General features: G+C 69.5%; 22 protein-coding genes. 11 read left to right on the top strand and 11 right to left on the bottom strand.

From position 1 onward, the window contains the following. Nucleotides 1-293 precede the first annotated feature (293 nt). The 3 genes from B6G06_RS10565 to B6G06_RS09505 form a co-directional block, all read right to left on the bottom strand. Nucleotides 294-887, bottom strand: a complete 594-nt coding sequence (locus B6G06_RS10565; protein ID WP_240494057.1) for a hypothetical protein — start codon at nt 885-887, stop codon at nt 294-296. Continuing rightward, nucleotides 887-3,349 carry a DNA/RNA non-specific endonuclease gene (locus B6G06_RS09510; protein ID WP_081172018.1) on the bottom strand — a complete coding sequence of 821 codons (2,463 nt, stop codon included), beginning with the start codon at nt 3,347-3,349 and terminating at the stop codon, nt 887-889. Before B6G06_RS09510 ends, B6G06_RS10565 begins: the two co-directional genes overlap by 1 nt. A gap of 113 nt (nt 3,350-3,462) precedes the next feature. Continuing rightward, nucleotides 3,463-3,816 (bottom strand): DUF6507 family protein, encoded by a 354-nt coding sequence (locus B6G06_RS09505; protein ID WP_125898930.1) that lies wholly within the window; start codon nt 3,814-3,816, stop codon nt 3,463-3,465. Between the two features lie 367 nt (nt 3,817-4,183). On the opposite strand from B6G06_RS09505, the gene B6G06_RS09500 reads away from it, so the two are divergent. Then, nucleotides 4,184-5,290 (top strand): DUF6177 family protein, encoded by a 1,107-nt coding sequence (locus B6G06_RS09500; RefSeq protein WP_081172016.1) that lies wholly within the window; start codon nt 4,184-4,186, stop codon nt 5,288-5,290. Nucleotides 5,291-5,332: 42 nt separating this feature from the next. Then, a complete protein-coding gene (locus B6G06_RS09495) occupies nt 5,333-5,776 on the top strand; it encodes a hypothetical protein (RefSeq protein ID WP_081172015.1) in 444 nt (147 codons plus the stop codon). Here B6G06_RS09495 and B6G06_RS09490 read toward each other — a convergent pair. Next, a complete protein-coding gene (locus B6G06_RS09490; RefSeq protein ID WP_081172014.1) occupies nt 5,766-6,875 on the bottom strand; it encodes a hypothetical protein in 1,110 nt (369 codons plus the stop codon). The genes B6G06_RS09495 and B6G06_RS09490 overlap by 11 nt on opposite strands. A gap of 227 nt (nt 6,876-7,102) precedes the next feature. On the opposite strand from B6G06_RS09490, the gene B6G06_RS09485 reads away from it, so the two are divergent. Continuing rightward, a complete protein-coding gene (locus B6G06_RS09485; protein ID WP_125898929.1) occupies nt 7,103-7,897 on the top strand; it encodes a DNA/RNA non-specific endonuclease in 795 nt (264 codons plus the stop codon). Continuing rightward, nucleotides 7,897-8,502 carry a hypothetical protein gene (locus B6G06_RS10335; RefSeq protein WP_205635456.1) on the top strand — a complete coding sequence of 202 codons (606 nt, stop codon included), beginning with the start codon at nt 7,897-7,899 and terminating at the stop codon, nt 8,500-8,502. Before B6G06_RS09485 ends, B6G06_RS10335 begins: the two co-directional genes overlap by 1 nt. Before the next feature lie 175 nt (nt 8,503-8,677). Here B6G06_RS10335 and B6G06_RS09475 read toward each other — a convergent pair whose 3' ends face one another. Then, on the bottom strand, nt 8,678-8,992 hold the full coding sequence (locus tag B6G06_RS09475) for a pore-forming ESAT-6 family protein (RefSeq protein WP_077240660.1): 315 nt from the start codon (nt 8,990-8,992) through the stop codon (nt 8,678-8,680). A 30-nt stretch (nt 8,993-9,022) separates the two neighbouring features. After that, nucleotides 9,023-9,358 (bottom strand): WXG100 family type VII secretion target, encoded by a 336-nt coding sequence (locus tag B6G06_RS09470; protein ID WP_081172311.1) that lies wholly within the window; start codon nt 9,356-9,358, stop codon nt 9,023-9,025. A 330-nt stretch (nt 9,359-9,688) separates the two neighbouring features. Here B6G06_RS09470 and B6G06_RS09465 point away from each other — a divergent pair, with 330 nt between their 5' ends. The 6 genes from B6G06_RS09465 to B6G06_RS09440 all read left to right on the top strand — a co-directional run bounded on the left by B6G06_RS09465 (nt 9,689) and on the right by B6G06_RS09440 (nt 17,981). Beyond that, nucleotides 9,689-10,765 (top strand): FHA domain-containing protein, encoded by a 1,077-nt coding sequence (locus B6G06_RS09465; protein ID WP_081172012.1) that lies wholly within the window; start codon nt 9,689-9,691, stop codon nt 10,763-10,765. A gap of 39 nt (nt 10,766-10,804) precedes the next feature. Next, entirely contained in the window at nt 10,805-11,152 is a 348-nt protein-coding gene (locus B6G06_RS09460; RefSeq protein ID WP_081172011.1) for a hypothetical protein, read from the top strand. Further along, the gene (locus B6G06_RS09455; protein WP_125898928.1) at nt 11,152-12,453 is read left to right on the top strand and encodes an EsaB/YukD family protein; all 1,302 of its coding nucleotides are present in this window, start codon (nt 11,152-11,154) and stop codon (nt 12,451-12,453) included. The genes B6G06_RS09460 and B6G06_RS09455 overlap by 1 nt, the downstream gene beginning before the upstream one ends. A gap of 152 nt (nt 12,454-12,605) precedes the next feature. Further along, nucleotides 12,606-13,391 carry a hypothetical protein gene (locus B6G06_RS09450; RefSeq protein WP_125898927.1) on the top strand — a complete coding sequence of 262 codons (786 nt, stop codon included), beginning with the start codon at nt 12,606-12,608 and terminating at the stop codon, nt 13,389-13,391. After that, a complete protein-coding gene (eccCa, locus tag B6G06_RS09445) occupies nt 13,388-17,398 on the top strand; it encodes a type VII secretion protein EccCa (protein ID WP_081172008.1) in 4,011 nt (1,336 codons plus the stop codon). The genes B6G06_RS09450 and eccCa overlap by 4 nt, the downstream gene beginning before the upstream one ends. 130 nt (nt 17,399-17,528) lie before the next feature. Further along, entirely contained in the window at nt 17,529-17,981 is a 453-nt protein-coding gene (locus B6G06_RS09440) for a hypothetical protein (protein ID WP_229657830.1), read from the top strand. 138 nt (nt 17,982-18,119) lie between these two features. On the opposite strand, the gene B6G06_RS09435 is transcribed toward B6G06_RS09440, so the two are convergent. Then, nucleotides 18,120-19,694, bottom strand: coding sequence for a hypothetical protein (locus tag B6G06_RS09435; protein WP_081172007.1), 1,575 nt, complete (start codon nt 19,692-19,694; stop codon nt 18,120-18,122). A 218-nt stretch (nt 19,695-19,912) separates the two neighbouring features. Here B6G06_RS09435 and B6G06_RS09430 point away from each other — a divergent pair, with 218 nt between their 5' ends. After that, on the top strand, nt 19,913-21,232 hold the full coding sequence (locus B6G06_RS09430) for an alpha-amylase family protein (protein WP_081172309.1): 1,320 nt from the start codon (nt 19,913-19,915) through the stop codon (nt 21,230-21,232). Nucleotides 21,233-21,340: 108 nt separating this feature from the next. On the opposite strand, the gene B6G06_RS09425 is transcribed toward B6G06_RS09430, so the two are convergent. The 4 genes from B6G06_RS09425 to B6G06_RS09410 all read right to left on the bottom strand — a co-directional run bounded on the left by B6G06_RS09425 (nt 21,341) and on the right by B6G06_RS09410 (nt 24,972). Next, nucleotides 21,341-21,829 carry an NUDIX hydrolase gene (locus B6G06_RS09425; protein WP_081172006.1) on the bottom strand — a complete coding sequence of 163 codons (489 nt, stop codon included), beginning with the start codon at nt 21,827-21,829 and terminating at the stop codon, nt 21,341-21,343. Nucleotides 21,830-21,980: 151 nt separating this feature from the next. Then, complete coding sequence (locus B6G06_RS09420; RefSeq protein WP_229657831.1) at nt 21,981-22,505, bottom strand: NifU family protein; 525 nt, start codon at nt 22,503-22,505, stop codon at nt 21,981-21,983. Between the two features lie 26 nt (nt 22,506-22,531). Further along, entirely contained in the window at nt 22,532-24,616 is a 2,085-nt protein-coding gene (feoB, locus tag B6G06_RS09415; protein ID WP_081172005.1) for a ferrous iron transporter B, read from the bottom strand. Next, nucleotides 24,613-24,972, bottom strand: coding sequence for a FeoA family protein (locus B6G06_RS09410; RefSeq protein ID WP_229657832.1), 360 nt, complete (start codon nt 24,970-24,972; stop codon nt 24,613-24,615). Before B6G06_RS09410 ends, feoB begins: the two co-directional genes overlap by 4 nt. Between the last annotated feature and the right edge of the window lie 50 nt (nt 24,973-25,022).

The following is a 25,022-nucleotide window of genomic DNA, read 5'->3' as shown; positions in this document are numbered from 1 at the left end:
AGATACCGTCTGGCCCCGCAGGAACGGCCTCGGCCCGGCCTTGCGACCTCATTCTCGCAGTTCGAGGGCGCAAGGCCGGGCCGAGACGGTAACGCCGGGGTGAGGGCGCAAATCGGGCTCCCGGTGGGGGCGTTCGCTCGGCTCCGCCCAGTCGGCGGCGCGCTGGTGAGACTGGTGAGAGAGGGGTGCTCGCGGGAGTCGCGAGGATCGCCCGAGGCCTGGGATGCCGTCGGCCTGGTGCCTTGGCGATCATCCCGCTCGCCGCCCAGGGGGCGGGGCAGTGGCTGAGCCGTTCACGACGCCGATGGCGCTTGCCCGGTGGTCGTGTCCCCTGTCTGCTCGGTCTGCTTGGCTGCTTTTTCGGCCCTCTTGGCGGCTCGGCGGGCGCGGTCGCGCTCCCGGCGCCGGGCCAGGGCGGCCTGGCGCTTCTCCCACTGGGCCGCCCCGGCGGCCATCCAGTCCGGGATGAACTCCGGATCACGCGGATGACGCTCCAACTCCACATAACACGAATGCGGCTTCGGGCGCTCGGGACCATGGCCATCATCGAAGACCGGTTCCCTCATCCAATCCAGCTCACTGCGCAGCACCCACTCACCGGCCACCATCCAGAAATGAGCGCACGTCCACGCCCCACGACCAGGCAACGCCTGCCAATCACGAAGATCCGAAAGCCCGAAAGCGATATTGGGGGGGATCCTGACAGTTTTTTTCTCCCCATCGACCGTGAGCCAGTCTTTGCAGCTTATAGAACGTCCGATCCCGAGCATTTCAGAGTCGAAGCGCTCAAAACCCGGCACCTGCTGGACCCACTCACGGATCGCGGCCTCAAGACTCTCAAAATCCTCATACTTCCTTCCCGGCACACCATCGAACCCGTTAACCATTAACGCACACCACCCTCCAAGATCGCCTCATTCGGATAAATTTTCCTCCCGTCCGCGCCCCGTCCATCGACCCAGGAGACATGGAATTCTTCTGGTATGCGGGCTGTGGGGTCGAGGCCTCTGAGGGACCCGGTGGGCGAGGTGATACCAGGGTCGGCGTACTTGACTGCGATGCGTATGTCCCTGTAGTTGCCGGGATCATCACGGACCCTCCGCTCGAAGGTGTGGAATGTGTCGGTGTTCTCGACCGGCAGGTTGACGTCCTTGTGCATCGGAACCACGTTGATCGCCTCCGGCGGGCCCCCGAAACCATGAGCAGCCAGATGACCGCCCTGATACCCGCTGTCCCCGCCGAGCTTGCCGATCTGGGCCTGCATGCTCTTCGAACGCTTGCGCCACTGCGCCACCTCGAACCCATCAGCCTCCACCAGAACCGTGCGCCCCGCCCCATCAGTCGTGTAATGGAACGTCCCATCCACCGTGTACGTCACATTCGGCAACGGATCATTCAAGTCCTTATTCATCGGATTGACCCGCTCACCCCACACATGGAACCGCTCCACAGCCGACGACAGCTCCGCATGCCTGATCTGCCCAGACGCATCAGTGTAATAGTCACCCCTGCCTTCCACATGGTAGACCGCATTGGGCTCCAAATCCACACCACGACCAAACGGCGTACGAGCCCCAGGCATCAGCGCATCACCAGCCGAAACATCCACCCGACGCCGCTCAACGCCCTCGGGCAACTCCGGGCGATGAGCCCGATTGAACCCATCAGCATCACCAGCCACCCGCCGCTGCTCCAAATGCCGCCTGATCACCTCCGAACCACCCGACACAGGGCCCCCAGCACCATGGGCATCATGGTGGGACGAGTCCGCCCCATCACGGGCGTTGTGACCCACATGCGAGCCACCAGCCCCATCGCGGGCGCTTCCCATGTCATTGTTGTGGCCGGCATCAGCACCATCCCGACCACCAGCGTCCTCGTGAGCACTGCCCGCCTCACCGTTGTGGGCGGCGTCTGTATCAGCCCCACGATGACCAGCGCCGGCCTGGCTGTCGTGGTGGGCCCCGCGGCCGTCATGCTCATGGGAGCCAGCGGCCTCAGACTCCAAGCGCGTTCCGGGCTCAGGGACGTCGATGTTCTCGCCCTTGGGAGCGCCTCCACCCGCCTCGGGCGCGTCCATGGCGGGTGTGTTGAGCGTCGCGTGATCGGGAAGGTCCATGCTCGTGCGTGGCGCATCGATCCCGGAGACGGTATCCGCCCCGGTCCACTTAGCGATGGTATCGCTGAGATCGAAGTCCAGGTCCAGTGTCTTCTTGATCTTACCGACAACAAAGCCGGTTGGAATCCCGCTCAGCTTGCCCAGCCCGCTGCCCACGGGATCCAGGAACGTCAGCACGCGATCGGCTGTAACCGCGACCTTGCCGGCGCGAGCCATCCTCGAGCCCGCGGCCCCGAGCTTGCCGACCTTGCTGGCCCCGGCCGCCACACCGATGAGCACGGTCGCAATATTGAAAACAGTGCCCCCCAGAGCGCGCGCCGGGTCATCGTCCCACTGATCCGCGCACACGAACCCTTTCGCGGCCCCGCCCCAAGAACCCCGGATCGTGCTCAAACTAGTTTCGGAGCCATGCCACCAGTAATCACCGTTCTCGTCCTCGCGCAGGCCAACAAGACCTCCCAGGGCCTTCCAGCTGTTCAAAGCCGTCTGCCCGCTCCAAGTCCACCCGTCCTGGCCGCTGTCATCGAGGCCCACCAGATTACCCAGGCCGCGCAGCGTGCCACCCAGCCCCTCACACACCACGCCATCCCACACGAAGCGTTTTACCTGCACTCCAGCGGCCTTGGGGCACTCGTCCTTGCGTCCCACCGGCGAGCCCCACGCCAGGCCCTGCGTCCCAGCAGGAATCTCACTGTAACCATAACCGAGCTGATCATCATCACTAGAAGGATCCGTGTGGTAGTCCCCAAGACCATCCAAAGCACGAATCGTGTTCGCGCACTCCACCTCGGCGGCCCACAAATCCGTCTGGATCTTATTAGCCCGCGCGATCAACGCATTATTCTCGTTAACCTTATCCTGATCATGATCCCACTTATCATCCCCCGCGATCTTCGCCTTGAACGCGATCCCATCACCCTCAAGCACCTGAGCACGGGCCTTAATGTCCGACACAGTGGAAGCGAAAACACCCAGCGCCCCGGCCAGAGACTCCAAATCCTTAGCAAGATCATCCGAATCATTCTTCACCGGATCCATCGCGGCGTACAGGGTCTCCTGCTCCGGGGCCGAGTAACAGCCGGAGATCCCGGACCATGTGGTCTGGATCGTCTTCCCCGCGGCGCGCAGATCTGCCGCCTTCGTCTTCATCGTGGACGCAGCACTGTCCACCGAAGCGATATCGAAGGACAAACAAGGAATCTTAGTCTCATCAAAAGGGCTCTGAACCATAGGATCTTCTCGCAAACACTCAAGGCCCTACCGAAACAACACGCTCGGCGAGAGCACACACAACAATGAGCCGCACTCGTTGAACCGCCGAAGCAGCACAAACCCGGCCAGGCTCAGGAACTACCCGCCGCCGAGCGCTGATACTCCAGCGCACCCGATTCATCCTGGTTGACATAAGCAGTCACAGCACTCACCGTCCCGTTAAGCGCCGCACAAACCCGCTCCCCCAACCCCTCGAACCGACTCTTACGATTCTCAAAAAACGTCCCGATCGCCGAAGCCACCAAAGGCGCATTACCACTGCCCGACAACGGGGACGGCTCAGTACACGGCGCGATCACCGCATCCTCCTGGGTGCCGATACCCGTCAGAGCGGTCATGAGGTCCTCCTCGGCCGTCGTCCTGACCGACTCGATAATCAAGGCTACCGACGCCGGATTGATGTCCCATGAGCTCATCTCAGACATCCTCCCACTCGTCGCGCGCCGACAACGCGTTGCCTCATCCCGCCCCGGTGGGCACTGCCCCGCATATCTCGCCGTCCTCTCAATATCCTCAAAGCTCCACGCTCCTCGCAGGCCCTACCAACCACGTCGCCGACACTGAAACCGCCCCCTTGATCAGGGAAGGGACGCCCCAGCGCATGCACGGCCCCTATCATCGCCTGTCACAGGGAGGTCACGTCAACCAAGTCCACCCAGAAGAACCACCCACGCCACCAAGGGCTCATCGCCACTAGCATGGTGAACGCGCGCCCTCTCCCCGAATCGCGCCTTCGGGGCACCCGCATCACAACCCGTGCCACACCCACGGCACTGACAGCGAGGAGCATCCATGGCCGTCCGCTCCGCCCACCACTACTACGACGCCCAGAGCGGTGACACCGGTGCCGTCACGTTCCTCGACAGCGCGATCGTCGGCTTCGACGAGGGCCTGAGCGACTTCCTTAGCGCCGTCCGCCGGACCAGCGGCAGGGTGCCCGTGCTCATCCTGAACGACTCCGCCCGCGTCACGCCCGCCTTCGACCGCCTCACTGAGATGGCCGGCGCCCTGCCGCTCATCAGGGATGACGGTGGCTACCGGCTCATGCGCGGCGGCCTATGGGCCCCCCGCGTCGCAGACTTCCTCACCCAGGGCCCCACGAGCGCCCCGTCCCTCTCCCCTCGCCACCTCATTCGCCGGGGCCTCATTGATGTGATATATGTCTCCGCATCGCTCTACCATCCCGCCAGGACTTCCACGATGGTGGGCCGGAGCGTCGAGCTCATCGCCGAGGCCTTCGCCCCGCACGGCGAGGTCGGCGTCTCCTGGGGCCGCTACGAACCCGCCGGCGCCCCCTGGGACCGAGCGGGGATCACCTCGCTCGCCCGCCGCAAGATGCCCGCCATCGACCTCACCATCGCCCTCCACGGCGAGGGATTCACCGCCACCGGGACGATGAGCGTCAACCGGACCCGCCTGGGGATCGAGGAGTACGTGGAGCTCGCCATCGCCGTGCCGGGCAGGGATGCCTCTGAGCACGAGCCCCGGGCCCTGGCCCTGCTGCGCGCGCTCTCCCAGGAGACCCGGCCGCAGTTCGCCCTCGTCACCCGCACCGAGGGGTTCCCGGATACCTCCTTGCCGACCTCCGCGCGCGTTCCCGCCTCCCCGGTCGCCGTCCTCGTCGGCCGGGCGGGGCTCAAACAACTCGGCGTCAACCCGTCCGCCATCGCCGAGCGGCACGGCGGCACCGTGGAGGGCGCGGGCAAGCGCCTCAACCTCGTGGCACCCCTCACCACTGCGGCGCCGGGCGACTGGGCGCCGCTCATCCACCTCATCGAAACGCTTGATCAGGAGGGGACGACGACGGTCGCCCGCGTGCTCGGGCGCCCCGAGCCGGCCGACGACGCCCCACCCGGGGGCCCCGCATCCCGGAGAACCGACCCCGCGCCAGGCGCGTGAGCGAGTCACGCCCCGAATCGACTCACCGAGCAGGAGCCGAACGTGCCCAGGATCGCCACGATCATCACCCCGGACGTCCCCGACGTCACCCTCATCCTCGGCGTCGCCATGGCGCGGCTCGAGCACGCCACGATCCGCCGCGAGGAGAACGGCAGCGCCGTCATGCTCTTCGACGATGCCGACGCGCTCACACCGGCGCTCCACGTGCCACGCCCCTTCATCGTCTCCGACCCGCGCGAGGTCCTGAGGCTGCACGACGTCGACCTACCGCCGGAGTGGCGGCCGGTCATCCTCACCGTGTGCACAGTGGGCGCCGGCGAGCTCTTCGACCCGTACCTGGACATCGTCCAGGACGCCGCCATCATGAGCGGCGGGATCGTTTCCCTCAACGGTCGCCGCATGCCCCCGCCCGAGGACTGGCCGTGGCATCGCGGGGCCGATGGGCGCTGGGAGCCCGACCCGGGCCTGCCCGGGGCTAGGCGATAGGACGGTCGGTCAGCGCCAGGTAAAGGCCTACCGTCATGAGGCTGGCCACCGGCATGAGCAGGAGCGGGACGATGATCGTGACGCCGAGGATCCAGGTGAGGGCCCACAGGACGACGCAGAGGGCGGCCACGCCTCCCGCGTCCTGCATGGTGCGGAAGGAGATCCTCAGTGAGGACCGCACCCCGCCTCGCCCCTCCATGCACACCACGGGCGCCGCCTGGAAGAAGAACAGGGTGACGAACAGTGGTACGAGGCCGACGACGAAAGCGACAATGTACCCGGGAACGAGAAGGATCGTGAGCAGCGCGGTCCGCACGGGCTGAAGAGGAAGGAGCCTCCTCGCCCACCTCGGGTCCCCGGGGCGGGCGGCCCGCAGCGCCGCCCAATCGCACGCTGTGATCGTCAGGGCAATGATGACCAATGCGGAGATAACGCTGACGAAAGCGGCGGCGTCACCATCGAGGACAGCGTTGACGAGCCGCGGGGTGCCGACCACCACCACCCCGCCACTCAGTGGGATCGCCGCCATCAGCGGATGGCGCGCGAATGTCCTCCACGCCCAGCGCCAGAGCGCGCCGACCCGCGGCGGGCGGGGCCGAGCCGGGGCTACCATCGGCGCCCCTGGCACTGCCGCCATGCCGCGAGCACCGGGCGTCTCCGCGATAACCATCCCGGGCCGCATCCACTCCGGTACCGCCGTCGCCTCACGGGGGAACCGCCGCAGTTCCTGAGCGACGTCGTCGGGGGTCATCGGCGGGGCGAGCACCGGGGCGCGGTTGTAGTCGACCTCCATGCTCAACCGGTCATCCGGGGTGGCGAGCTCCAACCGCGCGCAGGTCCACGCACCCCGCGAGGGATCAGCCATCGCGGCGCGCAGTCCGACCACTGCCTGGATGAGAGGGGGCGGGACCGCGTCGGCATGCCAGGCGCCATCGATGAGAACCGCGGAGTGGGCGCTGAACCGCAGCCCGACGGCCTCGACGTTGATGCCGAGCTGCGCCGCGCCGGTATCACGCAGGTAACCGGCGAGCAGGCTCTCAACGTCGCTGATCGCCTGGCTCCGCGCATCGGCGCCGCCGGGGCTCGGATGGTCCATCATGCTCGCTCCGATGATGCCTTCTCCTCCGCAAGAGTCGTATCAAGGACGGGACAACGCTACCTGCCGCTCAGGACTCCGTGCCACCGAGAACCGGGGGCGCTCCTGCTGCGACCCGCCCCGCGAGGTCTCGACGGCGCGGATGGAGCGCCTGCCATTCCTGGTGAGACGGTTGGGGCCCTGTGTCGGGTGGTTCGGAGGTGATCAGGCGGCATTTGGAGCAGCGGCGGGTGGCTGGTGATGCTGATGGGTTCAATCGGGCTCATCGCCCGGAGTTGCCCGAGGGCGTTGAGCGGCGTCGGGTGGATGTTTCGGCTGGTGATGCGCTGATGCCTGGGGCTCGTACGCCGTTTGGTCGTGGTGTGGATTTGGAGCCCAATGCGGTCTACCATGTGGAAGGCAGGGGTGACTATTACACTGATGCGTCTGGGCAGATCAGGCATGCGGAGCTGTCGTCGGCTGTGGAGCGGTTCCATGTGTGGGGTGAGCGGGTCAATCCGATGAATAAGGACTTGAATGATCCGTTGCCGAATGTGACGTACACGGTGGATGGGACGTTCCATTACACGACTGATGGGGCGGGGCGCACGGTTCTGGTGGAGGCTGATGGGTTCGAGGTGGCGCAGTGGCGCAAGCGTTCGAAGAGCATGCAGGCCCAGATCGGCAAGCTCGGCGGGGACAGCGGGTATCAGGGCGGTCATCTGGCTGCTCATGGTTTCGGGGGCCCGCCGGAGGCGATCAACGTGGTTCCGATGCACAAGGACGTCAACCTGCCGGTCGAGAACACCGACACATTCCACACCTTCGAGCGGAGGGTCCGTGATGATCCCGGCAACTACAGGGACATACGCATCGCAGTCAAGTACGCCGACCCTGGTATCACCTCGCCCACCGGGTCCCTCAGAGGCCTCGACCCCACAGCCCGCATACCAGAAGAATTCCATGTCTCCTGGGTCGATGGACGGGGCGCGGACGGGAGGAAAATTTATCCGAATGAGGCGATCTTGGAGGGTGGTGTGCGTTAATGGTTAACGGGTTCGATGGTGTGCCGGGAAGGAAGTATGAGGATTTTGAGAGTCTTGAGGCCGCGATCCGTGAGTGGGTCCAGCAGGTGCCGGGTTTTGAGCGCTTCGACTCTGAAATGCTCGGGATCGGACGTTCTATAAGCTGCAAAGACTGGCTCACGGTCGATGGGGAGAAAAAAACTGTCAGGATCCCCCCCAATATCGCTTTCGGGCTTTCGGATCTTCGTGATTGGCAGGCGTTGCCTGGTCGTGGGGCGTGGACGTGCGCTCATTTCTGGATGGTGGCCGGTGAGTGGGTGCTGCGCAGTGAGCTGGATTGGATGAGGGAACCGGTCTTCGATGATGGCCATGGTCCCGAGCGCCCGAAGCCGCATTCGTGTTATGTGGAGTTGGAGCGTCATCCGCGTGATCCGGAGTTCATCCCGGACTGGATGGCCGCCGGGGCGGCCCAGTGGGAGAAGCGCCAGGCCGCCCTGGCCCGGCGCCGGGAGCGCGACCGCGCCCGCCGAGCCGCCAAGAGGGCCGAAAAAGCAGCCAAGCAGACCGAGCAGACAGGGGACACGACCACCGGGCAAGCGCCATCGGCACCCATGGCTCCGGCATGAGCCCCACGGCCGTGACACGGGGGCGATGCAGGGCCCGAGCACATGGCCTTCGGCCCCCGCACCGTCTCACGTCCCCGAAGCTTGCCGAAATCCGCAGTGCCAGCCGTCAAGCGGCTCGCGTGCAGTCGCGGCTCACCCGGGCTCTGCCTCCCGAGTGACGATAGCGGGCGGCGTCTCAGCCGCCGATCTCCTGGACCGCGGCGGCGGCCGCCTTCAACGCTGCGGACGCAGTGTCGTCATTCGACTGCATCGACGAGCGCAGCGTCGTGATGATCGACTTCACCTCGGATGCCGCGGTCCTCCAATTCTGCTCCTTCGCGTGATACTCCTCCGACACTCCGTCGGCCTGGTACTGCGCCATCGCGGCCCTCACGTCGGCATCGCGCTGATCGATCAACGACTCCAGCCGAGACGCCACCGACTCAAAATTCGACTGCGCCTCACTGGACGCCCCCATGTCAAAAGACCGCTGCTCAACATTGTTCGCCATCTCAAACTCCTCCAGTATCCGACAGGCGCCTCAGGCCCTCGGCCCGAACGAGGCCCCATCAAAATTCGCCCCCGACTCGGCCCGCCTCGTTGACTCGACCATATCGGCCACGCCCCTCGTGAATGCCGAATCCATCCCCTTGATACCGCCCAGCACCGACGCCAACGCCCCATTCAGATCATTGGCCACCTGGTCCGTCCGCCCCTTGAACGAGTCGAACGCCGCTCGAGCGGCCCCATTGAACCGCCCCTCCAGCGGCTCGGCCGCCGCCACCAATTTCTTGACCAGACTTCCCAGATCGTCATGTGACGTCGACGTCTTCCTCGCCAACTCCGCCAGCGCCGACTCTGCCATATCGAACTTCATACCAAGGACCTCCATCCTCCGGGACTCGACGTGTTCAAGGCCGACGGGCGCCCCGCCCGCCAACCCGATCACAAAACCGCAACACGCGGCGGCAACCGCACCCTAGCAGACCCTCCCATCAGGCACGAGACCCCTCCGCTGCGCGTCCCGGCCCACCGCCCCGCTCTATCCCACCCATCCCACCGCGAACCCCGTCCGCACCCCTCACACCCCAACTCCCACCAGGACAATCCCCACACCAACGTGGGACAACGGACATACCGCACGCCCACCCCCATCGCTACAGTGACAACAGACCGCCACCGGCCCACCACCCCAGGAAGGAGCCCCATGACACCCCACCCCGAGGCACGCGCCCACCCCGCCTCGGACAGTCGGCCATGGGTCCCCGCCGCCCTCATCGCCGTGCTCGCCGCCGACATCATCGACGTCGTCCTCGTCGTCGTCCCTCTGGCGGTCGGTGTCATCCTGCCGGGTCCGGCCTGGGTCCGACTCGTCCTCATCATCGTGTGCCCCCTCGCCCTCCTTCACCTCCTCGACTGCCATGGTCGGCGCGGGCGGTGGGCAGGAGGGGCGCTTCTCGGTCTCCGCACGGTCGACGAGCAGGCCGGGCTCCCCACGGGAACACCACGCGGTCTCATCGCGCAGGTCGCGCTGGGGCACGCCATGGGGGCGACGACCGTTGACATGCGCCGCGGCCCCGACCCATCTCGCGGCCCCCTCGGTGAAACGCCGAGGATCGAGCCCCAGTCCTCCGGAGTCCCCGCCACCCAGGCCGTCCCCCGGAAGGCCGCATGGGCCGCGCCGCAACCGCGGACACCGCGCCCCTCCGACATCCCGCCCCCACCGTTCCCGCCCGCGCCCACCGCGGCCGCCTTCAACCCCGTCCCCGCCCCACCCGCCTCACAACCACCGGCCTCCAGCGCTCCCGGGCCCCGATCGTCCCAGATGGATATCGGCGCCCCCGCGCCTTCAGCGGTGCCCACGGCGACCCCCTCGAGCCTGCCGCCCGCGGTGCCCCCGCAGCCCGCCCGTCCTTCGGCGCCACCCATCCCCTCGCCGAGGTACGCGCTCCGCCTGCGCTCCGTCCATGGATGGACGTGGCTCCTGTCCTCGCCCACGATCATCGGGGGCGCAACGCGGCAGATCCCAGCGCTCGCCCCTCACGGGACCGTGGACATCCCGGCAATGGGAACTGCTCTTTCCGATAACCATGCGCATCTCGAGCTCCTTGACGGTTCTCTCTACCTGGCCGATCTCGGCTCGGCCGGCGGCACCCGGATCATCGGCCTCAACGGCGCCATCCAGCAATGCGCACCCTCGACGCGATACCGCATCCCCCTTCCCTGCACAATCGAGCTGGGCACGGTCAGACTGTCCGCCGAGCTGGAGAGGATCCCCGCATGATCCGAGCCACGCGCGCGACACCCGCAGGAGGTGGACGGCATGCCGCGTGACAACGACTCCGCCATCCTGGAATCCGCGAAGGTCCACCACGCCCGGCTGCGGATCGCTTTACTGCGAGGGCGATCCTCGACGGCCGTCCGGCGCACGGCGCCCCCGATGATCGGCTCGCTGGTGGTCGCCGCACTCATCAGCGCCGGCTGCGTCGGCTACGGCTATCTCTCCACGCACCTGGACACGATCCGCAACCCATCCGGGACGCGCGGCACCCCCATGCGCGAGGCGACCCCGTACACGACCCCGGAGCCCGTGCAGGCCCCCGCCACCCCGCACGCGGCCCCGGGCGCTGAATCAGACCCAGGCCCCTCGGAACGGGTGAGCGACCAGTGATGCCCTACACCCGACTGACCCTCGTCACCGAGCGCTCCCGCGCGGAGGCGGTCCTGCCGTCGGATGAGCCGATGGGCATCCAAATGCCCATGCTCATGGATCTGCTCGGGCTGACCGCCGGACACCAGATCCCCTCCGTCAGCCTCGTCAGGCCCGATGGCGCGCTGGTCGATCTCGAGCTCGACCTCGCCGCGCAATCCGTTTTCGACGGCGAGATCATCAGGGTCGTCGCCGATGACCAGGCCCCCGCGCCCATGCAGGTCGCCGACATCTCGAACGGTTTGGCCGAGGCCACTGACACCCACCCGGATCGATGGTCCGAGCGCGACCGCATGCGCTTGGTCGGCTCGATCACCGCGATCGCCCTCGCGTCAGCGATCTGGCCATGGGCCTCCGACACCGCCGGCGCCAGTGCCTCCCCAGCATGGGCCGCCCTCGTGCCGGGCGCCCTGGCCATGGTCGCCGAGTCGATCATCGCGGCCGCATCCAACAGGTACCGCGCCGTCGTCGGCCCCCTGGGAGGGCTCCTCGCCTGCGGCCTCCTCCTGCCGGGAGCCTGGGCGGCGCATATCGCCGGCGCCACCATCGCCTCGATCGTCCTCCTCCTCGTGTGCGCGGGCGCGCACTGCCTGGGCCAGCATCGCATCGGTTGGGCGTCGGGGACGCTGCTCGGGCTCGGGCTCGTCGGAATATGGGTCGCCCTCGACAGGGCCGCGGCATCCAGCGCGATCGCCCACGGCGCCATGGGACTGGTCTGCCTCATCATCCTGGGAGTTCTGCCATGGTCGGCACTGACGTCCTCGGGGATCTCCCGCCTCGACGACGAAGCCATGGCCGGCCGCCTGACCGACCGCCACCGCCTCCACCGGAGCGTCAAGCGCGCCCACGACCACCTTCTCAGCGCGGTCCTCGTCACCGCGATCGGCCTGGGCGCGTCCATCTCCGCTCTCGCCGCGAGCACCGACCCATGGGCGATCGCCCTGACCCTGTGCCTGAGCCTGGCAGTGCTCCTGCGCTCGCGCGCCTTCCCCCTGACCACCGAGGTCGCCGCGCTATGGATGGCCGCGCTGATCCCCGTCCTCGTCCTGTCCGCACGCATTCCCGAGATCTCCAGGCCATGGGCGATCGGCGCGGCTGCCATCCTCATCACGACCACCAGCCTGCTGAATCCACCAGCGCGTGATCGCATCCGCCTGCGGCGAATCGGGGACAGGCTCGAGACGCTGGCGACGGTCGCCACGTTTCCCCTGCTATGCGGGCTGACTGGCCTCTACTCGCATCTACTGGCGGTGCTCGCATGACGGCGCGGGCGCGGCGCACGGCAGGAGGGCCTCTCGGCGCACTGCGACGATGGGGCACGCTCATCGGCGGGGGAGCGGGGCATCGATCCCGTGCGATCGAGACATCGCGGGCCATTCGCAGGCCATTGCCGCTCACAGGCCGCATCCTCGTCGTGCCCACGGCCCCGGGTGCCGGGGCGACAACCATCGCACTGCTGCTGTCCTCCCTGATGGCGCGGGAGAGACGCCGTCCAGGCCTGCTCATCAGCGCGTCGCCCGGCCCCCGCTCCGCCGCCGATCTCCTCCCGTACTCCGCCAGCGCCGCGGAGATGCCCGCAGCGCGCGCTCCAAGGACGGTCGCCCAGGCCATCGAGGCCCTCGGGAGCAGCCCCGACGGCCTCCTGTCCTGTCTGCGCCTGCCCGAGGGCCCGGACAACCCTGATGCGCTCATGCTCTCCTGGGCCCGCGCCCAGTGCGACTACCTGCGCTTCTTCGACACAGCCGTCACCGAGACCGGGACCGCCGACGACCTCGGCCCCGCGCTCCTCGATCTCCATCGGCGCCATCACAGCACCATCCTCGTCTCCCCCGCCCAGCGCGCCAGCATGGACAGGGGACGCGATCTGGCCGCTCGCCTGCTCAGCGATGCCCGGGGCAAGCGCGGCGCGCTCCTGCACGTCGTCGTCGCCACCAGGCCCGGCTACCCCCTCGTGCCCGAGCTCGGGGTGGGGGAGAGCCTCGTGCCCTTCGACCATTCCCTTGCCGGGGACGGGGGCTCGGCCTCGGCGCCCGGCCTCCTCGACCCACTGACCTCCCGCGCCATCGCCGATGTTGCCGCCACGTCGATCAGCGGTTGCATCGCCGCCCTCTCGCGGCGCTCCCGCCGAGCGCTCGCAAGCGAGAGGAGACTCGGCGGTCGCGACCAGCTCCTGCCATCCATCGGGAAGGTATCCCCATGATCGAGGTCGTTCACAGGCCCGGGCGCGTCGTCGCCCCCGTCGAGCCCCCGGAAGGGGCCCTCCTGCCGATCCCGCCCCAGTTGACCGATACCGGTGCGGGCCAGCCCTTCCCCTTCCAGATGCTCCTGCCCCTGGCCGGCGCGGGCTCATCCATGCTCATGATGACCGTCATGCGGGGCAACCCGATCTTCGCGATGCTCGGCGCTGTGGTCATGGTCGTCACCATGCTCGGGATGGGGGCGATGATGATCTCCCGGCGCTCCGGGCAGGGGCGGCAGCGTCGAGAGCGCAGGGACCAATACCTCGACGAGCTCTCTTCGACTGACAGCGAGGCTGCCGCGCGATCGGCGCAGTACCGGGAGGACCTCTTCCAGACCCAGCCCGATCCCTCAGCACTGGTCATCATGGCGCGCGCTCCGGAACGGCGCTGGGAACGGCGCTTGTCGGACAGCGACTTCCTCCACCTGCGCCTGGGCATCGCCGACCTCCCCGTCCCCATGGTGCGCATTCCCGGCGGCGGGATGCCGCCCCAGATCGACCCGTTGCTCATGACCGAGGCGCAGGCCGTGCTGCGCCGCCACAGCGTGCAGCACGGCCTGCCGGCAGCGCTTGACCTCGACTGCGCCGGTGACGTCTCGATCATCGGCCCGAGGGACTCGACCGCGGCCATCGCCCGCGCCCTACTCGCGCAGGCCGCTGTTCTCCACGCCCCCGAGGACCTGCTGGTCGCCCTCGCCTACGAGCCGGAGCGGGCCAGCGCCTGGGACTGCGCCGCACGACTGCCGCACCTGCGCGTGGCCGGGGCCTTTGACGGCCCGATAGCCCTGCGCCGCGTCGCCCCGAACCACCAGGAGCTCGAGCGCCTGCTCCGGCCCGACATCGCTGCCGCGACGAAGGAAGTGGGATCGCGCGGATCATGGATCCGTACCGCGTACCACGCCCCCCGCCTCCTGGTCGTCTCCGAGCTCAATGGTCCGGCGCAGGCACTGAGCATCCCCGACCAATCGCTCACCCCCGGCGATATCGGGGTCACCACCCTCCACCTCGTCGAGGACCGCCTCGACGAGCCCTCCTCGCCCTCCTGGCGCCTGACCGTCACCGATGACGGCATCCTCGTGGAGGACCTGCGCACTCAACAGCGGCCCGGCGCATCCATGGATCCGTCGGTTCCCGATACACCCCAGCCTTTCCTCTGCGAGCCCGACGCCGTCGGCCCGGCCCTCATGGAGGGACTCGCGCGCGCCCTCGCGCCTCATTCGCTGGGAGCGGCGGCCCACCGCCAGGAGTCGGAGGCCGCCACCACCTCGCTCAGCGACCTCCTCGGCGTGGCCGACCCCCGGCACGTCGACACTCGCGCATCGTGGGCCAAGCGCCCGCTGCGGGACTTCCTGCGCGTGCCCATCGGCTCTGACGACGACGGCAGGCTCGTGCTCCTCGACATCAAGGAGTCCGCCCAACTGGGCGTTGGCCCCCACGGCCTGTGCATCGGCGCCACCGGCTCGGGGAAATCCGAGCTCCTGCGCACGCTTATCGCTGCTCTGGCCACCACGCACTCACCAGACGACCTCTCGATGATCCTCGTGGACTACAAGGGCGGCGCGGCCTTCGCCCCGTTCGCCACCATGCCGCACATCGTCGGGCTCATGGACAACCTGGCTGATGATGCCGGCCTGACCGAGAGGGCGCGCTCCTCGATCGCCGGTGAGGTGCTCCGCCGCCAGGAGCAACTGCGAGACGCCGGCAACTCCCCCGACATCGGCCACTACCGACATCTGCGCGAGTCGAACCCGAGCATGGCGCCCATGCCGCACCTCTTCGTCATCATCGACGAGTTCGGCGAGCTCTTGACCGCCAACCCGGACTTCATCGACCTCCTGCTCATGATCGGGCGCATCGGCCGGTCGATCGGCGTCCACCTCCTGCTCGCCAGCCAGCGGATCGAGGCGGGAAAGCTCCGCGGCCTGGACACATACCTGTCCTATCGGCTCTGCCTGCGCACCTTCACCGAGTCGGAGTCCGCTACCGTGCTCGGCAACGGCGACGCCTTCCACCTCCCCTCCGCCCCCGGCTACGGCTACCTCAAAGTGGATACCTCCATCTACACCCGCTTCCGCTCCGGCTTCGTCTCCGGCCCGCTCGACGAGCTCGACGACATCCCAGAACCGGAGGAGATCACCGATCGCCGCCCGCTCCTCCTGCCGGTGTACAACGAGCTGGAGGCCGGCAGCGAGGGCGAGGCCGGAGCCGATGCCGGCGAGCCCCTCCCGGAGACCCGCACCATCCGCGCCACTGTGGTGGACTCGATCGTCACTCAGCTCTCCCGGGCCGCACCGGCCAATACGCCGGTCTGGCTCGAACCACTGCCCCGTCAGCTCTCCCTGACCGGCATGTACCGTGGCGAGCTGAGCCGCAAGCCGGGGCAGCCGCCCCGCGCCCCCGACGCGCTGTGGGACCCTCCGGGCCTGACCGTGCCCATCGGCCTCGTCGATGACCCCGCCCACCAGCGCCAGGACATCTGGGACCTCGACCTGACTGTCGGCGGCGGACACATCGCCCTCATGGGCGCGCCCCAGAGCGGCCGAACGACCTTCCTCATGACCCTGGCGACGTCGGCCGCCCTCGCGCTGCCCTCCTCGCGCCTCTCCTTCTACGGCATCGATGCCACCGGTGGCGGGTTGAGCCGTCTGAGTCACCTGCCCAACGTCGGGGGCATCGCCACCCGCGGTGATCGCGAGCGGATGCGACGCGTGCTCGACGAGACCGTCGCCATGCTCGACCAACGCGAGCGGATCATCGCGGCCAACCGCATCGACTCCCTGGAGATGATGCGGTCGGAGCACCGAGAGGGGCGGATCGACGGCCTGGCCAGCGCCGACGTCGTCCTGCTCATCGATGGCATCGGCCTCATCCGCGCCGACTTCCCCGAGCTGGAGGACGGCATCGACGAGCTGATCAGGCGCGGCGGAGGCCTAGGAGTCCACATCGTGACCACCCTCGCCCGCGCCAATGATCTCAAGATGGCCCAGCAGCCGCTCTTCGGCACCCGACTCGAACTGCGGCTCAACGACCCCGCTGACTCCCTCATCGCGCGCAAGCTCTCCCAGACTCTCGCCCCCGATGCCCCCGGCAGAGTGCTGCGCCCCGACAAGCTCTTCGGCCACCTGGCCCTGCCCGTCGAGCGCATTGAGCAGGACCGGGGCGTCGGCGCCGCTCTCGACGAACTCGCCGAGGAGATGAACGCCTCCTGGACCGGCTCCCGTCCCATGGCGGTGCGCCAGCTCCCGGACATCATCGACCCCGCCACCCTGCCCGATGACGTTGAGTGCCCCGACCAGGTCCCCTTGGGGATCTTCCAGGACACCATGTCGCCCCTGCAGCTGGACCTGGGCGGCACCGACCCCCACCTGCTCGTGTTCGGCGATGCCCGCTGCGGGAAGTCCACCGTCCTGCGCGGCATCGTCGAGGGGCTCGTGGCGCGCTCCACCCCCGAGGAGCTCGTGCTGGGCATCTACGACGTGCGACGCGACGTCGCCCGCGCCTGCCCTGAGCCCTACCTCGGGGGCCACGCGACCTCGTCGACCACCGCGGGCAGCCTCTCCACCGCCATCGCCTCTGAGCTCGACCGCCGTGCCTCCCTGATAGCTGAGGGCGAAGAGGCTGATGGACCGCGCATCGTCCTTGTCATCGATGACTACGACATCCTCTCCTCCGGAGGGACCAACATCCTGTCTCCCATCGTCCCCCACCTGCCCTCAGCCAGGGACCTGCGACTCAACGTCGTCCTCGCCCGCCCCACCGCCGGCGCCTCGCATGCCATGTACGATCCCGTCCTCCTGGCGCTGCGAGACAATGGCGGAACCGGATTCCTCATGGATGGCGACCGCCATGAGGGCGCCCTCCTGGGAGGAACCCGTCCGGCCCGCATGCCCCCCGGTCGGGGGAGCTGGGTCCAGCGCGGCAGGCGCCCGCGCATCGCGCAGGCCGCTTGCTTCTCGCCGGAGGCGTGACGATGTCGGCCTCCTGCCCCGCCCATGCATGCGCCAGATTCCCGATACTGATGGTGCCATGGTGCGATTGCGGATACCGTAGACGAGTCACAGCACTTGAACTCATGACACCTACGAATGGAGACCGAAGATGGGCATGGACATGATGGGCGGCATGGGGCCCATGGGCGGAGGCCTTGAGGCCCAGTCGCAGGCGATCGGCGGCCTCCAGGGCAACCTCGCCGCGTTCATGGAGCAGGTCGGCGCCACCGAGGCCGGCATCGAGATCGAGGCCGTCGGCCTGCGCGCGTCCGCTCGGACCACCGCCCTCATCAACGGGGCCCAGCAGGACAATGTCATCCCCGGCGAGATCGTCCACGAGGCCGTGCAGCTGCGCGTGGCCATGGCCCACCCCCGCGGCGGAACATGGACCTGGGCGCACTTGACCATGACCGCCCCAAGCTACCGTTTGAGCGTCAACGTCGACTACGACCGCAAGCCCGATCTCGACCCGCCTGTGAGCGCCAAGGATTGCGCTGACGAGCTCTCCCACTTCCCCCGGGACCCCGGCACCATCCCCGATTGGATGCGCCCGGCGCAGTAACTGACGGCGCGGCGTCACCGGCTGAGCGGTGGCCGCGAGCACCTCGACGACGGCGCCCGCCGCCCCGTGGATGGGGCGGCGGGCGCCGTCGGCCTGCCTCTCGCGGTTCGCCGGGACGTGATGCGATGAGCCGGGGCCCTACTTCCTGGGAGCGGTGACCCGCCCCGGCCGCGGGCGGCCCGAACGGTCCTGGGAGCCGGAAGAGCCGGACCTGCCTCGGCCCGACTGGCTCTCCTGCGCGAACTGACGCAGGCCCCACTGGGGGCGGGCGCCGTCGACCTGGGACCAGGAGGAGGCGGATCCGGCCCCCGCAGCCGCCCTCGCTCGTCCCGCGGCGGCCTGCCCGCGGGCGCCGGGCCGGCTCGGGCCGCGCCTGGCCGGGGCGGAGGGCTCATCGGCTCCGGCCGCCGGGCCGGAGGCGGTGGGCGAGGAGGCCGCCGAGGCGGCCGAGGACACCGACACGGTCATGGACGAGGCGGAGGAGGCTGACAACCTCACCGTGGGCGAGGAGGCCGCCGACCTGTGCGTTGCGCGCCCCGGGGCATGGACGGGGCGCCGCGAGGCGGCTCCCGGTGCCGTCGGCGAGGACACGGTGTCGGGAATCGTCGCCTCGGTGGGCGGGATCTGGGCGCTGCTGCTGCGCGACGAGGCGCTGGCCGGACCCGGGTCCGCCGCGACGGGGGCGGCCGCCTCTGGGGCCGCGGCGGAGGGGGCGCTGCCGGCTGACGCGCGCCCGTGCGTCCCGTAATCGGTTGGCTCGGACCGGTTGATGCGCTGCTGGTAGGCGGTGGGCTCGGCCTGGAGCGCGGTGGCGATGGGCTCAGCGGCGCGCTCGGCCACGGGAGCGGACGCCGACCCGGAGGCCGACCGCGCGGTGGGCTCGACTGCGATGGGCTGCTCGATCGGGGTGATCGGGCCGGTCTGCGCCCGCTGCGCCGATGAGGCGCTGGCCGCCGACCGCGCGCTGGCCGCCGAGCGCCACGCGTGCGCCGTCGGCTCCTCGCGCAGATCGTAGAGGGACAGGTCCTGACCCGCATGGTGCAGCACCTCCGAGATCGGGGTGAGCATGGCCAGGCGGAAGGCGGGATCGGCCGTCCCCGCGCTCATCGAGGCCCAGGTCTCCTCCGGGCTCAAGGGCTCGCTGGCGGTGTCCAGGTCACGGCGGATCGCCTGCACGAGGCATACCTGGAGGCGCGCGTAGGCCATGATCGCCGGCTCAGTCCACCGCGTGCGGGGCCGCTGGCCGCGGATGATCGAAAAGTTCCGCAGCGAGCGCAGGATCTCCTCCGAGCCCATGAGCACGGTCACCGAGCGCAGACGGCTCAGCGCCTCCTCGGCAGCATCGGAGATCCGCACGGGCAGGCCGGTACCGATATACGTGTTCTCGGAGGCGATCTCCCGCAGGAAGCCGCGGTAGGCGTCCGCCTTCTCGCTCATCAAGCGCTCGCTGGGAGCCGCGTGATGCTGCTCGCCCGCGTCCGCTGCCCGTGTGGCGCCCAATCGGCGCAACTGCTCCTCGATCCGGGACAGAGCCTCCGGCGGCACGCCCCCACCCGAGCCGGACGCTGCTGCGCGGGCTGCGGAGGCCTCCGACCTGGCCGCCTGAGCCTCCGATCGTGCCTGGGCCGCCACTTGGACGGCGCGCCACGCGAGGAATCCGACGACGAGGATCAGGACGATCTGCAGGGCTGGCAGGGCAACGGTGGCGAGCATGCTCACTATTGTTGCCCGATCGTATCCTTCGGCGCACCCCCTCGAGCAGGGACAGTTCTCACGCCTTGGTCTTCAAGGCCCCGCTCCCGCCCCTGGCCGCGCGGTCCGCCGGGCCTCGGGCGCACCGGTCCAGGGGCGCCCTGGCGTCGGGCGGGACCGTGCTCGCGGTGCTCCGCGGTTCCTCATCCCCGGCCCCGATCGATGGGTACGCTCACCGCATGAGTCCCGATCAGCTTGGAACGAGCCCATCGAGCCGAGGCCCCGCATGGGTGGATCACGCGATCTGGTGGCAGATCTACCCGCTGGGGGCCACCGGGGCGCCGATACGGCCCGCCGCAGGAGAGGGAGCCTCCCCGGGGGAGGCGCCCTCCGCGCCCGATCCCGAAGCCCCCGCCCGCCTCGACCGCCTGGAGCCCTGGCTCGACTACGCCGTCGAGCTCGGCGTCAACGGCCTGTCCCTCGGGCCGATCTTCCGCTCGGCCACCCACGGCTACGACACCACCGACCACTTCGCCATCGACCCGCGCCTGGGCGACGACGCCGCCTTCGACCGCCTCGCCGAGGCCTGCCGGAGGAGGGGCCTGGCCCTCATGCTCGACGGCGTCTTCAACCACGTCGGCTACGACCACCCCCTGTTCCAGGCGGCGCTGGCCGGCGGCGCGGAGCGCGAGCTCTTCCACTTCGCTGAGTCAGCCGGGGCGGACGACTCCTATGCGGTCTTCGAGGGGCACGGCTCGCTGCCCATCCTCAACCACGACAGCCCCGAGACCGCCCGGCTCGTGGGCGACGTCATGAACCATTGGCTCGACCGCGGCGCCACCGCCTGGAGGCTGGACGCCGCCTACGCCGTCCCGCCCGCCTTCTGGGCCCGCGTCCTGCCCGCGGTGCGCGAGCGCCACCCCAGCGCCTGGTTCATGGCCGAGGTCATCCACGGCGACTACGCGGGAATCGTCGAGGCCTCCGGTGTGGACAGCCTCACCCAGTACGAGCTGTGGAAGGCCGTCTGGAGCTCGCTCAACGACGCCAACTTCTTCGAGCTCGACTGGTGCCTCAAGCGCCACAACGAATTCATGGACGCCTTCCTGCCCGCCACCTTCGTGGGCAACCACGACGTCACCCGCATCGCCAGCCGCGTGGGGCCGTCCAAGGCGGCCCTCGCCGTCGTCATCCTCATGACCGTGGGCGGCGTCCCCTCCATCTACTACGGGGACGAGCAGGCCTTCACCGGCGTCAAGCGCGATGAGATCGGCGGCGACGACGAGATCCGCCCGCCGCTGCCCACCGCCCCGGAGGGCCTCTCGCCATTGGGAGCGCCGATGCTCCGCCTGCACCAGGACCTCATCGGGCTGCGGCGCCGTCACCCCTGGCTCGTGCGCGCCCGCACGGAGATCGCGGGGCTGACCGATGAGCACCTGCGCTATGACGCCGTCGGTGAGCAGGGGGAGCGCCTGCGCGTCGAGCTCGATCTGGTTCCCGCGCCGCGCGCCGTCGTGATCGCCCCCGGTGAGGCGCCGCTGGTGATCGAGCCTCCGCGGTGAGGCCGGGTGCGCGGGCTCGGCCGTCGCGGGGCGCGCCGTCGTGATCGCCCCCGGGGCGGACCGGTCTCGATCCTATTTTCGACCGGTCTCGCTGATAGGGGGGAGGGGTCAGTCGAAGGCGGTGGGGGCGGCGGGACTGGCCAACCAGGCCTGGGCGGCGCGGATGCGGCGGAGCGCCGAGCCCATGAGGGGCTCGGGCAGCGCGTCCGGCGCGAACCAGCCGACCTGCGTCGACTCGTCATCGGCCACCCTCGCGAGCCCCGCCCCGGCCGCGGGCCGCGCCACGAAGTCGATGTCCATGAAGACGCAGCGGTCGCCGTTGGGGAAGGTCTTCGGCTCACCCGCTCCCACATGCGTCAGGCCCAGCAGCTCGATCGCCACCCCGGTTTCCTCCAGGCACTCGCGGACCGCCGCCGCGCCCGGCTGCTCGCCCGGCTCGGGAATCCCCGAGACCACCGCCCACTGGCCGTTGTCGGCGCGCCGCCCGAGCAGCAGTCGCCCATCCCCGGCGACGACGACCACGCTGACCCCCGGCAGCCACAACTGATCGTGGCCGATTCTCTCACGCAGGGCCAGGATGAATTCCGGAGTCGCCATGGGGCGAGTCTACGAGTGGGTCGCCCCTTCGCCCCGGTGGGCCCCGGCGGTGATCTGGGACGGCGGCCCACGGCGCTGCGCGCCCAGGCGGGCCCGGCGAGGCAAGATCGAGCGCTCCGGCGCGCCCAGCGGCGCGCCGGCCGGTCGGCGCTCAGGAGGCCTCCCGCACCTCCACGAGCCAAGGGCAGCGCACCCGCAGTAGGTGCTCGAAGCGCGCATGCATGGTGATGGCCGCCGCCGCGCAGTCATGGCAGGCCCCCTCCATCGCCACCTCGACGACGCCGTCGCGCACCGCGCGCACCTCGAGAGACCCGCCATGGCTGCGGGCGAAGGCGCCCACGCGTCCTGCGGCGATCTCCTGGGCGGCGGTCCTCAGGGCCTCATCCGGCCCGACGGCCCTGGCCCGCTCCGCCGGCCGCCAGGCCTGCGGCGAGCCCAGCGCCTCGACGAGCGCGGCGCGCACCCGGGCTCCCTCATCCGCCCAGGCGCGGCCATCCGCCAGCAGTGTGAGCACGGCCCCGGGCGCCACCTGCACGGCAGCCAGGGTGCCGTCGTCCAGGAGGGCCTGCAGCGCGGCAGGGGCGGCGGCGAGGGGCCCGGCGAAGGGCAGCAGCCCATCGGGGATCACCCAGCGCAGGGTTGCCGGATCGGGCGTGGCCAGCGGATGGGTGGGCACCGGCCCGCGCCCCCGCCGCGCGAGCCTCATAGGAGGGTCGCGACGATCGTGCGCGCCAGGGCGGCCATCACCCAGGCGGTGGCGAACATGTAGCCGTAGGCGACAAGCGGCCACTTCCAGGTCCCCGTCTCCCGGCGCATGGCGCCGGCCGTCGCCATGCACTGCAGGGCGTAGACGAAGAACACGAGGATCGCCGCCAGCGTCGCGGGGTTGAAGAGGGGATCGCCGGCCCTGTTGGTGAGGGTGTCCTCCTGGTAGGTCATCGTGGCCAGGTGGGCGCTGGGCGCCTCGGGGTCCTCGGCGGCGGAGATCTGGCCGAGCGTGGCTACGAAGGTCTCGCGCGCCGCCAAGGAGGACAGGACGGACACGTTGACGCGCCAGTCGAAGCCCAGGGGCTCGAAGACCGGTTCCACCGCCCTCCCGATGCTCGCGGCCCAGGAGTTGTTCATCGTGTGGGAGGTCCTCTGCGCCTCCAGCAGCGCGTCGAGCTCGTCGGCGTCGGTGATGGGCTCGCCGTCGTCGCCCAGCACGGTGGAGGCGGCCGGGTTGTCGAGCGCAGCCGTGATGGCGGAGCACTCGGCGCTGCGCGCGCAGGCCGCCTCGAAGTCGGCCTCGGAGCGCATGGGCACGTTGAGCAGCGCCCATAGCACCACGGTGGTCAGAGTGATGATCGTGCCGGCCTTCTTGAGGAAGCCCTTGCAGGCGTCCCAGACCATGAGGACCACCGTGCGCGGTCGGGGCAGGCGGTAGGGCGGCATCTCCATGTAGAAGGGCAGGAGAATGCCGTCGCGGTCGGTCAGGCGTTTGGCCACCCAGGCCACCGCCATCGCTGAGAGGGCCCCCAGCAGGTACAGGCCGAACATGATCGTGCCGCGCGCGCCGAAGGGCCCGATGCGGGCCTCGGAGTCCACCAGCAGGGAGATCATGATGACGTAGACGGGCAGGCGGGCCGAGCAGGTCATGAGGGGCGCGGCGAGCATCGTGGCCAGGCGGTCCTTGGCGCTGGGCAGGGTGCGCGTGGCCATGATGCCGGGGATCGCGCAGGCGAAGGAGGACAGCAGCGCCACGAAGGCGCGCCCCTCCAGCCCGGCCTTGCCCATCACCCGGTCCATGAGGAAGGCGGCCCGGGACATGTACCCCACGCCCTCCAGGATCGCGATGATGAGGAACATGATGACGATCTGCGGCAGGAAGACGAGAACCGCCCCCACGCCGCCGATGAGGCCGTCGGCGAGAAGACCGCCCAGGAGCGGGTGGGACTCGTCCAGTCGGCCGTGCACGAACTCGCCCAGGGAGCCGATGCCGCTCTCGATCGCGTCCTGGAAGGGCGCGGCCCAGGTGAAGATCGACTGGAAGAAGAAGTACATGACCGACAGGAACACGATGGTCCCGGCCACCGGGTGCAGCAGGACGCGGTCGATCGCGGCGGTCGTGCGGTCCGAGGCCGGGGAGGCGTAGTCGGCCGCGGCCAGGATCGAGTCGGTCCAGGAGGCGAGCTCGGCGGGATCGCTCGGAGGGGTGATCGGCGTGCGCGGCCAGGTGGCGACCTCGGCCAGCCGCTCGCGCAGCTCGGGGATGCCCATGCCGCGGTGCCCGAGGACGCGCACGGTCGGGATGCCCAGGGCCTCGCCGAGGGCGGCGACGTCGAGCCTGCCCTCGCGCCGCGCGAGCTCGTCGGTCATGGTGACGGCCAGGCAGGTGGGCAGCCCCAGGGCGAGGGCCTCGGCCACGAAGGTCATGCCGCGACGCAGCGTCGTAGCGTCGACGACGACGACGAGCGCGTCCGGGGTGCTCACCTCCCGGAGGCCACCGGTGAGGACATCGCGCACGACCTGCTCATCGGGGCTGATGGGCTCCAGGGAGTAGGCGCCGGGCAGGTCCTCGATGGTCAGGCCCGTGCCATCGATGACGCAGCGCCCCTGCGAGCGGGCGACGGTGACGCCCGGGTAGTTGCCGGTTTTGGCGCGCAGGCCGGTCAGGGCGTTGTAGATGCTCGTCTTGCCGGCGTTGGGTGCGCCGGCCAGCGCGACCCGGCGATCCCCGACGGCGACGGCGGTGCTCGAGCCCCCGCAGTGGCAGGAGGCCGAGTCCCCGCAGTGGTCGGCGCTCACGAGGCCGCTCCTGCCGCCCGCGCGGCGGGGTCCGGGGCATCGTCGATGACGCGGACGGTCACGAGGGCGGCGTCGTGGCGGCGCAGGCACAGCTCGTAGTCGGCCACCTGGAAGACAGTCGGGTCCCCCAGCGGCGCCCGTCTGCGCGCGGTGATGGCGCGGCCGGGGATGAGGCCGAGGTCATGGAGGCGGCGGGCCAGTCGGCCATGCGGCGCACCGGGGTCCAGGCACGCGGCATCGGCGCCGACGGCGGTGATGATGGCTCGTGCCCCGGGAAGCAGGTCACTGAGCGGAGTATCGGCGGTCTCGGCGGATCGGGCGTCCGCGGCGCGGCGAGTCAAGGCTGAAGTGCTCACAGTGAATCTCTGGGTGGTGTCCTCGTGGGGGCCCGCTCGGGCCGCCGATG

Origin of the sequence: Actinomyces gaoshouyii (genome assembly GCF_002076915.1) — a bacterium.
Lineage (GTDB): Bacteria > Actinomycetota > Actinomycetes > Actinomycetales > Actinomycetaceae > Actinomyces > Actinomyces gaoshouyii.
This window is presented reverse-complemented; position numbering and strand designations above follow the sequence as displayed.

Bases quoted from the DNA above. Each gene is read 5' to 3' on its own strand.
- B6G06_RS09470 (WP_081172311.1), bottom strand. From the start codon at position 9,358: ATGAAGTTCGATATGGCAGAGTCGGCGCTGGCGGAGTTGGCGAGGAAG.
- B6G06_RS09435 (WP_081172007.1), bottom strand. From the start codon at position 19,694: ATGCTCGCCACCGTTGCCCTGCCAGCCCTGCAGATCGTCCTGATCCTC.
- B6G06_RS09490 (WP_081172014.1), bottom strand. From the start codon at position 6,875: ATGATGGACCATCCGAGCCCCGGCGGCGCCGATGCGCGGAGCCAGGCG.
- B6G06_RS09510 (WP_081172018.1), bottom strand. From the start codon at position 3,349: ATGGTTCAGAGCCCTTTTGATGAGACTAAGATTCCTTGTTTGTCCTTC.
- B6G06_RS09475 (WP_077240660.1), bottom strand. From the start codon at position 8,992: ATGGCGAACAATGTTGAGCAGCGGTCTTTTGACATGGGGGCGTCCAGT.
- B6G06_RS09430 (WP_081172309.1), top strand. From the start codon at position 19,913: ATGAGTCCCGATCAGCTTGGAACGAGCCCATCGAGCCGAGGCCCCGCA.
- eccCa (WP_081172008.1), top strand. From the start codon at position 13,388: ATGATCGAGGTCGTTCACAGGCCCGGGCGCGTCGTCGCCCCCGTCGAG.
- B6G06_RS10335 (WP_205635456.1), top strand. From the start codon at position 7,897: ATGGTTAACGGGTTCGATGGTGTGCCGGGAAGGAAGTATGAGGATTTT.
- B6G06_RS09440 (WP_229657830.1), top strand. From the start codon at position 17,529: ATGGGCATGGACATGATGGGCGGCATGGGGCCCATGGGCGGAGGCCTT.
- B6G06_RS10565 (WP_240494057.1), bottom strand. From the start codon at position 887: ATGGTTAACGGGTTCGATGGTGTGCCGGGAAGGAAGTATGAGGATTTT.
- B6G06_RS09465 (WP_081172012.1), top strand. From the start codon at position 9,689: ATGACACCCCACCCCGAGGCACGCGCCCACCCCGCCTCGGACAGTCGG.
- B6G06_RS09425 (WP_081172006.1), bottom strand. From the start codon at position 21,829: ATGGCGACTCCGGAATTCATCCTGGCCCTGCGTGAGAGAATCGGCCAC.
- B6G06_RS09455 (WP_125898928.1), top strand. From the start codon at position 11,152: ATGCCCTACACCCGACTGACCCTCGTCACCGAGCGCTCCCGCGCGGAG.
- B6G06_RS09505 (WP_125898930.1), bottom strand. From the start codon at position 3,816: ATGTCTGAGATGAGCTCATGGGACATCAATCCGGCGTCGGTAGCCTTG.
- B6G06_RS09460 (WP_081172011.1), top strand. From the start codon at position 10,805: ATGCCGCGTGACAACGACTCCGCCATCCTGGAATCCGCGAAGGTCCAC.
- B6G06_RS09500 (WP_081172016.1), top strand. From the start codon at position 4,184: ATGGCCGTCCGCTCCGCCCACCACTACTACGACGCCCAGAGCGGTGAC.